The sequence below is a fragment of the Acinetobacter sp. yr461 genome (assembly GCF_900110445.1).
Classification (GTDB): Bacteria; Pseudomonadota; Gammaproteobacteria; order Pseudomonadales; family Moraxellaceae; genus Acinetobacter; species Acinetobacter calcoaceticus.
In genome coordinates, this window is sequence record NZ_FODU01000003.1 from 272772 (window position 1) to 285865 (window position 13094).

Sequence of the window (13094 nt, forward strand, 5' to 3'; positions counted from 1 at the left end):
TATAGTGACGGAGAAAATTATGAACAGGTTTATGAATGGCTGGGTGAATGGATTTATTGGGGTGGCTATTTTTGCAGGGTCACTACCAGCAACACGAGTCGCTGTAATGGGGTTTGATCCCGGTTTTTTAACAGCAGCACGAGCTGCGATAGCTGGTATTTTAGGGCTTATCCTTATTTTAGTGTTGAAAGAAAAAAAGCCAGCTAAGAAAGATTGGTGGCCACTTGCTATAGTGGCTTTGGGGGTGGTGATTGGTTTTCCGTTATTTACCGCTCTCGCTTTGCAATATATGAATGCAGCTCATTCAATTGTCTTTGTTAGTCTTTTACCGCTTGCAACTGCAATATTTGCTGTACTGAGAGGTGGAGAAAAGCCGAATCAATTTTTCTGGATATTTGCAATCTTGGGAAGTGGTGTTGTTTTCGCTTATATGTTTTTCATTTCTGGTGATACATCACTAGGAATAGGGGATTTTTATATGTTGATGGCGATTATTTTCTGTGGCTTTGGCTATGCAGAAGGTGGTGTGCTTTCAAGAAAAATAGGCGGGTGGCAGGTCATTTGTTGGGCGCTTATTTTGTCATTACCTTTCATGCTGTTTCTCACAGTTTTTTATATGCCCGCTTCATTTGAGAACGTCTCTACATCAGCTCTAGTCGGTCTTATTTATGTGTCTTTGTTTAGTATGCTGATCGGCTTTTTCTTTTGGTATAAAGGTCTTGCCCAAGGCGGAATTGCCGCGATTAGTCAACTACAACTCTTACAACCTTTAATGGGGCTAGCCATTGCAGCAGCCTTATTACACGAACATGTAAGCTGGTCAATGTTAGTAGTCACAGCAGCAACCCTTTTATGTGTAGCTGCTGCCAAAAAGTTTGCTTAACTTTATAAACAATTTGCTGGTTTAGGAATGCCTGCCAAACGACTTAAATGACGGGCAACTAAGCCAGTATTAAATTGTTGCTGCAAAATGGCATTATTAATGTCTGGATTTACTGTTTTCATTAAAAATTTAATGAGGGGGCGAGTTGCTGGAGAATGTCCAAACTGTTGGTAAAACTGGCGCACAGCAGCTAAAACTTCAAAATGCCAATCAGTTAATTCAAGATCAAGTGACTTGGCAAGCTCTTGCGCAACTTCAGGATTCCAGATTGTATAATCAACTAAATGACCATCTTGGTCTAATTCTAAATTCATGAAACTAGCCTAAATCTATTATTTAAGAGAAATACAGCGATTAAACGTTAAAACCAGATCTGCAAATTGATCATAGTCCAATACATTTATCTGAGCTAAAGTATCTGCATCGAGTAAATCTTTTTCGATACTTAAGCATGAAACAGATTCAAACTGTTGAATAATTTGAGCTGAAAGCCTTGCAACAGAATCACCCATAAAAATAATTTGGTCACCGGCCTGATAAACATGACCTAATTCATCAATAATATTCGGTGTATTGTGATAAGTAGATTGCACGAGATAAAGTGTTGATGGATTCATTAAACTTACACCTTCATCTACCAATATAGAACATGATCAAAAGATTGAATAAAGTCGGTATTCAACTGAACGAACTCAATTTCTTGCTCAGTTTTTTGAACAAAAGGATGTTGTTGATTCTTAGTTTCAATCAGAATAGGGCTCAAATCATAAAACTCGAAACTTTCGACCATATTTGATGCTACTTTGAAAGAATGACGAAGTTGGTCAAAGCTTAAGTCATTTTGCAAGAGACTAAGAGCAGCATCTTTCAATAATACTTTGACTGGTGAGCCAAAGGTTGCTAAAACCATAGTAGCGGAAAGGCTTTCATTGATTTGAAGACTAGTTAAGTTGGCTTGGCTTAAAATGACGAGTACAGATTTCACACAATATACCTTTTAAAAGCAACAATCTAAGCAAACAAAGTAACTTAAAATTGAATAAGACGAGATGCTGACTGTACCGCATCAGCAAGTTCACCTAACCCGACGAGTTGAAAGTCTTTGGCAAGGTTGTAATGAGTAAGGTGATGGCGACTGGCATTTTCTGCATCGGTAATACCACGAGCGAGGGCAGCACTCACACATACAGGAAGTCGAATCGAAAGCTTTTGCCATTCATGCGTTAAATTACGCTGGTCGTCAGGAACCCATTGAAAATCATTAGCAACCTGCACGCCGTCTTGGTAAAAGAATACACGAAAGTCTTCATTTTTACTTTTGAGTGCCTGAGCAAGTCCTAACGCATGCCAAGCATGAATGGAAGTAGGAGCAGAGGTAATTAGTAGTAATGTACTCATTAAGAATTCACTATGGTCATACGTCTAAATGGGCGTAGATGCATTAAGAGAAAGGTAAGTATACAATGATTTTAGTGACAGGTGGTTTAGGCTTTATCGGTTCACACATTGCTTTGAGTCTAATGGCCCAAGGGCAAGAAGTGGTAATTGTCGATAATTTGGCTAATTCGACCTTGCAAACGCTGGAACGGCTAGAGTTTATTTCTGGTATGTACGTTCCATTTGTTAAACTTGATGTACGTAATACACCCGCATTGAATAAGGTCTTTGAGCAATATTCAATTGATGCAGTTATTCATACTGCTGGGTTTAAATCAATTGAAGAATCTAATCTTAAACCTCTTGAATATTATAATGATAATGTAAGTTGCATCATGAGTTTACTGCGTGCCATGCAACGCACAGGTGTTCGTCACTTTATTCAGCTGTCTAGCCTTGCAGCTTATGGAAAATCTGGTTTGCAATTAAGCGAAACAGAAGAATTTAATTACACTTATCCTAATCCTTATATTAAGTCTCAACAGATGATTGAAGAAATTATCCGTGATACTTATAAAATTGATCATGAGTGGAAAATTGCGATCTTGCGCTTATCTAATATTGTAGGTGCATTTGAACATGGGGTACTCGGAGAGTATGTCGCACAGCTGCCTAAAAATATTGTACCGCTTGCGATGCAAGTTGCGGCAATGCAACGCGATTTGATTGAATTACAAGATCAAGCTGAAACATCAGACCATACGACTGAACGTAGTTTTCTACACGTTTTAGATGTGTGTGAAGCTGTAACTGCAAGCTTACATTGGCTACGTGATCAAACACATTGTTGTGAGGCATTCAATATTGCCCATGACCAAGTTCACTCTATTCGTCAATTACTAGATGAAATTTCACAAGTAACTCAAGCCGAAATTGCGACTCAACCTGCGATTTATAAACATGTTGAGTTAGGTCAGGTTGGGGCAGACATAACGAAAGCAAAAACATTATTGCAATGGACACCTAAACGCTCGTTAAAACAAATGATTGAAGATGAATGGCGCTTTTATCAAAACACATTAAATGGAAGATAAGATAATGATTCTTATTTACAATAATGGAATGCTTGAGTACGATATTAAAAATTAACTAGCCAGAGCAAATACTTGCTTCAGCCCGTAAGTTCTTTAACCAGACAACTGAGGTTTCTATGCAAACACGAATTGAACATGACACTATGGGTGAGATTGAAGTTCCGAATGAAGCATTGTGGGGAGCACAGACTCAACGCAGCTTACAGAACTTTAAAATCGGGCAAGAACGATTACCACGTGCCATGATTCGAGCAATGGGGCTAGTAAAAAAGGCTGCTGCGATAACCAATGCTGAACTTGAACAGTTGCCGCAAGATTTGAGCCAATATATTGTGGGCGCGGTTGAAGAAGTAATTGATGGTAAATGGGATTCCCAGTTTCCTTTAGTTGTCTGGCAGACTGGTTCTGGTACGCAAAGTAACATGAACTGCAATGAAGTGATTGCAAATATTGCAAACCAAAAATTAGGTCAAGCATTAGGTGCCCAAAAGCCAGTACATCCAAATGACCATGTCAACCGTGCGCAATCAACAAATGACTCATTTCCAACGGCAATCCATGTTGCTGCAAGTCTGCAAATTAATGAATTACTCATTCCGGCAGTAGAACAACTTAAAGCGACTTTGCAAAAGAAATCTGATGAGTTTCAATCTATTGTTAAAATTGGTCGTACCCATTTACAAGATGCAACGCCATTAACTTTAGGTCAAGAATTCAGCGGCTATGTATCTCAGCTTGAGCATGGTGTAGTGCGCTTACAGCAAGCTTTAAGTGGTTTATATGAATTGCCACTAGGTGGTACTGCAGTAGGTACAGGGTTAAATGCACATCCTGACTATGCAGTGAAAGCAGCGGATCAGCTTGCTTTACTTACGGGCTTACCATTTGTGACTGCTCCAAACAAATTTGAAGCACTTGCAGGACGTGATGCTGCTGTTTTTGCTTCTGGCGCATTAAAAACGCTTGCAGTCAGTTTAAATAAAATTGCGAACGATATTCGCTGGTTGGCCAGTGGTCCACGTTGTGGTTTCGGTGAAATCCGTATTCCTGAAAATGAACCTGGTTCAAGTATTATGCCGGGCAAAGTAAACCCAACACAAAGTGAAGCAATGACGATGGTTGTTGCACAAGTGCTTGGAAATGATACGACCATTAATGTGGCTGGTGCTTCAGGTAACTTTGAATTAAACGTATTTATGCCTGTGATTGCTTATAACTTATTGCAGTCTATTCAGTTGCTTGGCGATGCTTGTAATAGTTTTAATGATCACTGTGCGGTGGGAATTGAGCCTAATCAGGATAAAATTGATCACTTCTTACATAACTCTCTCATGTTGGTCACTGCTTTAAATCCAGTGATTGGTTATGAAAATTCTGCAAAAGTTGCCAAGACTGCCTATAAAGAAAATAAAACTTTAAAGCAGGTTGCTGTTGAGCTTGGTTTAGTTACGGCAGAGCAATTTGATGAAGTGGTTAAGCCTGAAAAAATGGTTTCACCAAATAGTAAATAATCTCTTCTGATGGGCTTTTTTATTGTCAAATACTTCTGTAATATCCGCGAGTTGCTAAGTACAACAAAAGTCCTGAATGATCAGCGCAAAAAATCATAAGGGGAAGGCCCGCTTGAAAAAGTGGGCTTTTTTATACCTTGAAATGTTAGTGTCATAACTAAACCTTATTTTTGCTACGTTATTTTATTCTAAGCTCCAATAAATGAAAAAGACTAAATCAATAGTTGTTTTAGCAGTAATAGTTTGTACCTTGTCGGGTTGTCTACAAATGTTTCCACCTACTGTAGCTGAGGTGAATCCTGGTGTTTACCAACTTCATGCTCAAAGTAATGCATTTGGTTCAAGAGAAGCTTTGAGATCAAAGTTAATCGGTAAAGCAGAAGAAATATGTAAAGATAAAGGTTTTGATGAGTTGGATAGCAATAACAAAATCGTAAATCATCATACTGTCTATAATTCAGGACTGCTTATTCCAGTGAATACCAAAGCAGCCGTTTTGAAAGTTAAGTGTAAAGATTAATTTAAATAGCAGTAAGCCCATGTGAGAGTTAGTTCTCTCAGACATATGACGGTATAAGAAACCCGACTAAGTATCGACTAATGGCGGGGTTTTTTATTGTTAAGTATTTCTGTAATATTTATATATTAGTTTAGCGCTGAACGATTAGTGCTAGAAATCAAAAGAAGGGCGGATCTTTTTTTTCGCTAGCTTCATTTCTGCTTGAGAAGATGAGGTGAGCTTTTTTATTATTTAAGAAAAAACATAATTTTTTAGATGGAATTTAAATAGTGATGTACACAATTAGATATGTTCATCGGAACAATACTTACTATATTGCTTCGAATATCGAAGGGAATTTTATTATTCTTGAGTCAATTGATTCAGAATTCCGTATGGGCCATCAAATTTCTTATGATGGTGAGAAGGTATTTAACCTTACTTTGAATGATGAAACTGATGCAGTCATTAAACTACAGAGTGATGAAAAAACAGCATATGAATACTTACTTTCAGTTAAATAAATTAGCTTTCTATTATGAAGTATTTCTGTAACAACTAATTAAGAGTAAAAGGTACTTCACAAAATAAAAAATTTAAAAAGCTTTGTTTCTTTTGAAAAAGCTATGGTATGGTTAATCACGCTTTAATTATGGGCAGTTAAAACAAATGAACTGTTTATTGAATAAAATCACGACAACCACCACGACCTTTAAGCAAGGCTGCGTGTGATTTTTTATTAAAGTGACTTAATAAGATAACCAAACCCAGCCAATAATGGCTGGGTTAATTTTTCTCTGTTCATTATTGGTTTTACAGAGAAAGATTATGAAAAAACTCAGTAGTAACTCAAAATCGGCTTTACTCGTCATTGATATGCAAAATGGTTTATTTAATGGCGACCCTAAGCCACATAATGCCAAATTCGTAATTTCAAATATTCTTAGCCTTATTGAATATTGCCGGTTGAATGATAGACCAGTTATCTTTATTCGGCATGTTGGTGAGAAAGGCACACCATTAGATCCAAATGGCCCGAACACTCAACTAATTACAGATTTACCTTTTAATCCACATAAAGATACAGTCATTGAAAAAATGTACCCTAGCAGCTTTAAGAATACTGTTTTAAAAGAAGTATTAGAGAAACTTGATATTGGTGAAATCATAATGACTGGGATGAAAACTGAATATTGTATTGATACTACTGTTAGGGCTGCTTCAGAGTATGGATATAAAGTGACACTAATCTCAGATGCACATACAACAACTGATTCGGCAGCTTTAAATGCTCCGCAAATCATTGATCATCATAACCAAGTTTTAAGCAATGCTTTTGCTCAGTTAAAAACTACAGCAGAGTTCATTTCTTCAGTTTAGTTTAGAACTAGGGTGAAAACTTTATTAAAAAGTCTTATTAGCTATGTATCTATTACGATATAAGAAGTCCTGCTAAAGACAAGTTATTGGTGGGGTTTATAGCTATGGCAAGAATTGAATCTGCATCAACAAGGAGCTCTTTTCGGAGGGCTTTTTGTCAAGCGGGTGTAAGTTTCACTAATTAATGGCGAATTAGCGTTGAATAAGCTGCCATAATTGTTAAAATGCGCACCTTGTCCTGTTTTTTATATTGTTTTTGTTTTGCATCTATTTTACGAGATTTGAAATAAAGCAGTTAAAAACAGAAGCTTAGCTAAGGATTTTTGAATGCTCTCTATTTATTTAACAGATACCCAACAACATGTGCAATTTAATGATTATCCCGGTGATCAGCCTGTTAAGTTTCTGTTAAATCTTAAAAAGATTTTCCCAAGTACAGGTGACCTGTTATTGCCAGTTTTACCTGATGATAATGATCTAGAAAATGTAACATGGGAATCAACTTCAGAAGATTTTGATGTGTTTAAAAAGCTATTAGCTGGATGGGGTGTTATTGAACTACGTTTAAATGCAATTACGGCTTATAAAGATAAAAACTTTGCGAATGAGTTAGTGAAACAAGCTCAAGCGAAACGCAAAAAAACTGCCCAAAAAAATCATGAACTTTCTTTGGTTGCACTTGATTATATTTTTATGCACGAAGTTCACGCATTGATTGATGCAGAATTGGTCACTATTGGTGAGAAATTTTATTTACCAACCTTGCGTGAGCAATGGAAGGGTACAGTTTCAGACCCGGTGCTCAACGGGAAACTCTAATTAAACACAAAAGGTGAATTCATAAAGATTCACCTTTTTTATTTTTATAATTAAATTAATGATTTATAACTTGATAATTGTTGGTACAAAAGTTTACAAGAAAAGAATGCGTTTTTTTTAAAGTGGCAGATACATTGCTTATATAAATACAAAATTATTGCGGGAGAGAGGTTCGAAAGAACCCGCCGAAGGAGCAACAAGCCCGGAAACTCTCAGGCAGAAGGACTGTAATAATTAAAAAATCTGGAGAGAAGCTTAGATTTATAAGAATTGAAAATAATAACTTATAAATTATAAACTCACCGAAGGGGAAGATCTAAACGTTAAAAGGTAACGTTGGGGTCGAAACTCTCAGGTACCAATGACAGATGGGCTGTACTGATGAAATGTTTTGCATTTCTGAGGAGTCTGTTATGCCACATGTTATTGTGATAGGTGCGGGAATCACAGGGGTTACCTCTGCCTATGAATTATCACAACTAGGTTATCAAGTCACAGTGATTGATCGACATCTATATCCTGCAATGGAAACATCATTTGCCAATGGAGGGCAATTATCGGCTTGTAACGCCGAAGTATGGAACCAAAAAGCTACTGTAGTTAAGGGCTTTAAGTGGATGAGACAAAAAGATGCACCGTTACTACTGAATCCTTCATTTAGTTTGCATAAGTATAGTTGGCTGGTTGAGTTCTTATCCCATATTAAAAACTATGAAGCTAATACGATCGAGACGGTTCGATTGGCATTACTCGCCCGTAAGCGTTTGTTTGAAGTTGCAGAAAAAGAGCAACTTCAGTTTGATCTGGAGAAACGTGGCATTCTTCATATGTATCATAGTAAGGCCGATTACGAGATCGCTAAACAAGTCAATGATGTCTTGAATAAAGGTAAATTGGAGCGCTATTCAGTTTCACCTGATGAAATGAAAACGATAGAGCCATCGTTAACAGGTGAATATTTTGGTGGCTATTACACGCCAAGTGATGCAACGGGGGATATCCATAAATATTCAACCTCTTTGGCTGAAAAAACTAAGCAATATGGTGTTCAGTATAAATTTGGTCTGGAAGTCACGGATATTAAGTGTCATACAGACAAAGTGATTGTAAGTTGTCAACCAAGTGCAGAGCACCCTTATCTTGTTGAATCCGATAACATCCAGATCGAAGGTGATGTGCTTGTGGTTTGTGGGGGTGTAGGGAGTTATCAACTCGCCGATATGATTGGTGAGCGAGTAAATGTTTATCCAGTAAAAGGCTATTCAATTACTGTGCAATTAAAAGATGAGCAAAGTGTGAAGAATGCACCATGGGTAAGTTTACTAGATGAAAGTGCCAAAATCGTGACTTCTCGTTTAGGTAAAGATCGGTTGCGCGTGGCAGGGACTGCTGAATTTAACGGTTACAACCGCGACATACGGGCTGACCGTATTCAACCATTGGTAAATTGGGTGAACCGTAATTTCGATATTTCAACCGAGCATGTTGTGCCTTGGGCGGGTTTAAGACCTATGATGCCTAATATGCTGCCTGTGGTGAAGCAGTCTAAACAACCGCGTATTTTCTATAATACCGGACATGGGCACTTAGGGTGGACTTTGTCTGCGGCGACAGCAGTTTTAGTGGGGCAGGATATTGCTCAAAAATATCCAGTTTAGAAAGTAAAAAGCCAGTGTTTAAACACTGGCTTTTATTTTACGTATTAATCATATAGTCGGTAGATTCCGCTAAACCGCTCACAGCCTTTTTGTTGGGTTTTCACACTAAGTAAAGCTTTTTGAAAATTAAACTGATATTTACAGTTGTGCTCATTGTCTAAAATTTCACTTTTTTGTTCAGGCGAACTATAGGCCATCAAAGAAATCGTTTGAGTTTCTTTGCGGTTATTTGGATTGCGGTATGCGATTCCTTCAATCTTGATTTTATCCTTTGCAAGCTGATGGACTTGAATGTGAACAGGTTGTGCAGCTATACGTCCATTTTCAAACCTAAGATAATGTTGGGTAAGCGTTTGCTTAAGTGATGCATAAAAATTTAGGTCATCAGTACGTAAATCAAACTGTTGCTGAACGCATGTATTACTCTTGCATTGCTGAGTATGCTTAGACCATAACTTTTGTGTATCCTGTAAAAGCTGTAAGGGGGCATCAGTAACTAAATATGCGGAAAGATATTTATTATCGAGTTGTTTCTTCGATTCACTAAATGTTTTTGAGCAGATTTTAAGCTCAGTTCCAGAATTGGGGCAGTCTATTGATTCTGCAAAGACAAGAGATGAACACAAACAACTCAGTGTCACGGCAAAACTTAATCTTTTCAATTGATTCATATCAGTATTAGACAGCATGATCGCTTATACTTTCAGTCTACTTTGCTAGGTGTACTATAGCGAAACAGAAAGGCTGAATACAAGATTTCTTACGTTTTTATGGAAGGTAATAGTTATATGGTTGCTCAAATTCGCATTGGACAAGGAATGGATGTGCACGCCTTTGAAGCGGGGGACTTCGTTACATTGGCTGGCATTCAAATTCCACATACACATGGCTTGAAAGCACACTCTGATGGCGATGTGGTTCTTCATGCTCTGTGTGATGCTTTGTTGGGTGCTTTGGCACTTGGAGATATTGGACAACATTTTCCTGACACTGACCCAGAATACAAAGGTGCAGACAGCCGAGTATTATTAAAGCATGTTTACCAACTCATATTGGATCGCGGTTATCAGTTAAATAATGCTGATATTACGGTGGCTTGTGAGCGTCCCAAATTAGCTAAGCATAATTTGGAAATGCGTCAAAGCATTGCTAATGTTTTAACTGTAGATGTTAATCAAATCAGTATTAAAGCGACGACAACCGAAAAACTTGGGTTTACCGGTCGTCAAGAAGGTATTTTAGCTACAGCAACTGTTCTAGTCTCTCATCACACTAAGTGATCGGCCTGTTGCAAAGACTGTTGAAGCTCTAGAGTTGCCTTACGGCCTTGTAGCTGTAAGGTAATGCTATGAATAAGCCCTGTCCAAGTTTCATTAGGTTCCCAAATTTCGTGGAGTAAATCTTGAGAAGTGGGCATATCCATATTCATATAAAACTGTCTATAGACATACATAAGGCAACTAGCACGATCGTTTTTAGTACAGTGAATCCAGACAATTTCATTCTGGACTAAATGATTAATGAGATCGAGTACTAATAAACATTGCTCAGCAGATGGAGTCTCCCAGTCAATTGGAATATGGATATAATTTAAACCGAGGTCTAAACAAATGCGATCTTCATTTTCAATATGATTTGGTGCGTTACTTAAAGCGAGATTAATGACTGTACTACAACCATATTCTTTAATCAGTTTCAGTTGTTCGATTGAGGGTTGAGCTGAACTAAATAAGTGCTCATGAATAACAGAAAAAGTAGGGATTTGAGCTAATGATTGTTCAAGAGTGGTCATGATCGTACTCAGCAAGAGTGAGTTTGGCTTATTGTGTTCAATGTTATACACGATTATATATGAGAGATAAAATACGGCTTGCTTATATATTCGTCAGCCTAAACAAGAATATTAAAAAATTATACTAAACAAAAGAAGTAATTTAGAAAATAAAAAAACAGCACGATAAAAGTGCTGTTTTTTTAATGAAAGAAATTAAGCTTATTTTAGATGCTCATTTAATAAAAATTCCATCAAAGCTTTTTGTGCATGTAAACGGTTTTCAGCTTCATCCCAGACCACTGCATTTTTATGATCAAGCATGGTTTCAGAAATTTCTTCACCACGATGGGCAGGTAAACAGTGCATGAACAAACAGTCAGGATGAGCAAGTCCCATTAATTTTTCATTGACCTGAAAAGCAGCAAAGGCTCTTTCACGAAGCTTCTGTTCTTCTTCTTGTCCCATGCTTGCCCATACATCTGTCACAATGAGATCAGCATTTACAGCAGCGTCTTCTGCATTGTCAAAAACTTCAACACAATGACCAAACTCTGCTAGAAATTCAGGTTTAGGCTCATATCCTTTCGGCGATGCAATTTTGAGTTTAAAGCCCATCATGTGTGCAGCTTCAATATATGAGTTACACATATTATTGCCATCACCAATCCAAGCAACGGTTTTGCCTTTAATGCTACCGCGGTGTTCATTATAAGTCTGTAAATCTGCAAGTAACTGGCAAGGATGATGGTCATCTGTCAAACCATTAATAACAGGAACTTTTGAATACGATGCAAAACGTTCAACAATGTCATGACCGAAAGTACGAATCATCACAATATCAAGCATACTTGAAATTACACGTGCTGAGTCTTCAATTGGTTCACCACGACCTAATTGTGTGTCGCGAGGCGATAGAAAAATCGCACTACCACCAAATTGATTAATGCCTGCTTCAAAAGAGATACGTGTACGCGTGCTTGATTTCTCAAAAATCATTCCCAATACTTTACCAACAAAAGGTTGGAATACCTGATTGTCATGCTGCATTTTTTTAAGCTCGCTTGCGCGTTCTAAAATGCGATTAAGTTCTAGAGTGGATAGATCACGTAAAGTCAGGAAATGTCTTAGAGCCATGTAGCTACTCCATAATAATTGTTAGGAAATACAACAATTATCTGTTGTTGGCTGGGTGGATGTGGAAAAAAAGAAGTCTACTATACTATAAGCATTTTAAAATGCAAAAGAATTAGACTTTATGGTGGCCCTTGAGGAAAATATCTACGCAATATTCAATATAATCAATAGCTTCTTTCTCATCAGGTAGAGCGGGCATACCCATAATCATACGCCATTCAATATCGCGTAAAATCCCAAAATACATGAGTGAAGAATAATAGGGAGAATTGCATGTAATTTCCCCTGATTTATCTGCAGACTCTAATGCTTGGGTAAGCGTGTTTTGTAAATTGTGTACCCATTTGTCATATAGGTATTGTATGAGCACAGTATTACACTCGGTCTGTTCGATAATAAGTCGTAAAAAAGCAACATGTTCGGGTTGAATAATGTGAACATAAACACGATTGAGTGTTTGAATAAGATATTCTCTTAAAGTACTTTTTTCTGGTTGGAATGCAATACATACATCTTTAAAAAACATTTCACGTTTATGATCACAAATAGCGGCAAAAAGTCCCTCTTTATTGCCAAAATATTTATAAATAGAAGCCTTAGAGCCACCGGCATGATTAACAATGTCATCAAGTGAAACTGCATCATATCCTTTTTCCAAGAACAGCTCGGTCGCGCTTAACAGAAGAGCTAAACGACGTTCAATACCGCGGCGTGTTTGAGGTTTTTCACATACTGAATGATGTGACTCAAGGACTGAATCATGCATAAAATTTCATAACAACGACTAACTTTGCTTATTTAGTATAGCAAAACTATCTTTAAGGATGGTCATCACTATTTTTTTAGATCAACTGCTGAACAGTAAATAAAATAGCTTTAAAATTAACTTATATAAAATAGTTGGTTAGATCTATTTTTAGGGTGCTCTAATCATGTAACCTGATGTTCATTTTTAAATTTAATAA

17 protein-coding genes and 1 riboswitch are annotated in these 13094 nt (G+C 37.3%); of the genes, 9 read left to right on the forward strand and 8 right to left on the reverse strand.

The window, feature by feature from the left end; genetic code table 11:
- Nucleotides 1-19: 19 nt before the first annotated feature.
- A complete protein-coding gene (locus tag BMW38_RS07595; RefSeq protein WP_213031121.1) occupies nucleotides 20-883 on the forward strand; it encodes a DMT family transporter in 864 nt (287 codons plus the stop codon).
- Nucleotides 884-885: 2 nt separating this feature from the next.
- Here BMW38_RS07595 and BMW38_RS07600 read toward each other — a convergent pair whose 3' ends face one another.
- From BMW38_RS07600 to tusD, 4 genes are read right to left on the reverse strand one after another with little or no spacing between them, the layout of a single operon-like run.
- Nucleotides 886-1197 (reverse strand): TusE/DsrC/DsvC family sulfur relay protein, encoded by a 312-nt coding sequence (locus tag BMW38_RS07600; protein ID WP_092707026.1) that lies wholly within the window; start codon nucleotides 1195-1197, stop codon nucleotides 886-888.
- Between the two features lie 18 nt (nucleotides 1198-1215).
- The gene (locus BMW38_RS07605; protein ID WP_092707028.1) at nucleotides 1216-1500 is read right to left on the reverse strand and encodes a DsrH like protein; all 285 of its coding nucleotides are present in this window, start codon (nucleotides 1498-1500) and stop codon (nucleotides 1216-1218) included.
- A 17-nt stretch (nucleotides 1501-1517) separates the two neighbouring features.
- Nucleotides 1518-1868, reverse strand: coding sequence for a hypothetical protein (locus tag BMW38_RS07610; RefSeq protein ID WP_092707030.1), 351 nt, complete (start codon nucleotides 1866-1868; stop codon nucleotides 1518-1520).
- Between the two features lie 44 nt (nucleotides 1869-1912).
- On the reverse strand, nucleotides 1913-2281 hold the full coding sequence (gene tusD, locus BMW38_RS07615; protein WP_003652216.1) for a sulfurtransferase complex subunit TusD: 369 nt from the start codon (nucleotides 2279-2281) through the stop codon (nucleotides 1913-1915).
- A gap of 65 nt (nucleotides 2282-2346) precedes the next feature.
- On the opposite strand from tusD, the gene BMW38_RS07620 reads away from it, so the two are divergent.
- From BMW38_RS07620 to BMW38_RS07650, 7 genes are all read left to right on the forward strand, one after another.
- Complete coding sequence (locus BMW38_RS07620) at nucleotides 2347-3354, forward strand: NAD-dependent epimerase/dehydratase family protein (RefSeq protein WP_045431017.1); 1008 nt, start codon at nucleotides 2347-2349, stop codon at nucleotides 3352-3354.
- A 116-nt stretch (nucleotides 3355-3470) separates the two neighbouring features.
- Nucleotides 3471-4865: a class II fumarate hydratase gene (gene fumC, locus BMW38_RS07625; protein WP_092707032.1), complete on the forward strand. Its 1395-nt coding sequence runs from the start codon at nucleotides 3471-3473 to the stop codon at nucleotides 4863-4865.
- 202 nt (nucleotides 4866-5067) lie between these two features.
- Nucleotides 5068-5385, forward strand: coding sequence for a hypothetical protein (locus tag BMW38_RS07630; RefSeq protein ID WP_092707034.1), 318 nt, complete (start codon nucleotides 5068-5070; stop codon nucleotides 5383-5385).
- 272 nt (nucleotides 5386-5657) lie between these two features.
- Complete coding sequence (locus BMW38_RS19485) at nucleotides 5658-5888, forward strand: hypothetical protein (protein ID WP_004643124.1); 231 nt, start codon at nucleotides 5658-5660, stop codon at nucleotides 5886-5888.
- Nucleotides 5889-6192: 304 nt separating this feature from the next.
- Nucleotides 6193-6744, forward strand: coding sequence for a cysteine hydrolase family protein (locus BMW38_RS07640; RefSeq protein WP_092707036.1), 552 nt, complete (start codon nucleotides 6193-6195; stop codon nucleotides 6742-6744).
- Between the two features lie 327 nt (nucleotides 6745-7071).
- On the forward strand, nucleotides 7072-7563 hold the full coding sequence (locus tag BMW38_RS07645; RefSeq protein WP_092707038.1) for a hypothetical protein: 492 nt from the start codon (nucleotides 7072-7074) through the stop codon (nucleotides 7561-7563).
- Nucleotides 7564-7713: 150 nt separating this feature from the next.
- Nucleotides 7714-7801, forward strand: a riboswitch (glycine riboswitch).
- A 175-nt stretch (nucleotides 7802-7976) separates the two neighbouring features.
- Complete coding sequence (locus BMW38_RS07650; protein WP_092707040.1) at nucleotides 7977-9221, forward strand: D-amino acid dehydrogenase; 1245 nt, start codon at nucleotides 7977-7979, stop codon at nucleotides 9219-9221.
- A 44-nt stretch (nucleotides 9222-9265) separates the two neighbouring features.
- Here the strand turns inward: BMW38_RS07650 and BMW38_RS07655 are convergent, their stop codons facing one another.
- Nucleotides 9266-9910 (reverse strand): A1S_1983 family putative colistin resistance protein, encoded by a 645-nt coding sequence (locus BMW38_RS07655; RefSeq protein WP_213031122.1) that lies wholly within the window; start codon nucleotides 9908-9910, stop codon nucleotides 9266-9268.
- A 99-nt stretch (nucleotides 9911-10009) separates the two neighbouring features.
- On the opposite strand from BMW38_RS07655, the gene ispF reads away from it, so the two are divergent.
- Entirely contained in the window at nucleotides 10010-10501 is a 492-nt protein-coding gene (gene ispF / locus BMW38_RS07660; RefSeq protein WP_092707170.1) for a 2-C-methyl-D-erythritol 2,4-cyclodiphosphate synthase, read from the forward strand.
- On the opposite strand, the gene BMW38_RS07665 is transcribed toward ispF, so the two are convergent.
- From BMW38_RS07665 to BMW38_RS07675, 3 genes are all read right to left on the reverse strand, one after another.
- A complete protein-coding gene (locus BMW38_RS07665; RefSeq protein ID WP_092707042.1) occupies nucleotides 10489-11013 on the reverse strand; it encodes a protein tyrosine phosphatase family protein in 525 nt (174 codons plus the stop codon). The two genes, ispF and BMW38_RS07665, sit on opposite strands and share 13 nt — an antisense overlap.
- Before the next feature lie 201 nt (nucleotides 11014-11214).
- Nucleotides 11215-12129, reverse strand: a complete 915-nt coding sequence (gene argF, locus BMW38_RS07670) for an ornithine carbamoyltransferase (protein WP_004643115.1) — start codon at nucleotides 12127-12129, stop codon at nucleotides 11215-11217.
- Nucleotides 12130-12241: 112 nt separating this feature from the next.
- Nucleotides 12242-12895 (reverse strand): TetR/AcrR family transcriptional regulator, encoded by a 654-nt coding sequence (locus tag BMW38_RS07675; RefSeq protein ID WP_017392216.1) that lies wholly within the window; start codon nucleotides 12893-12895, stop codon nucleotides 12242-12244.
- Nucleotides 12896-13094: the final 199 nt, after the last annotated feature.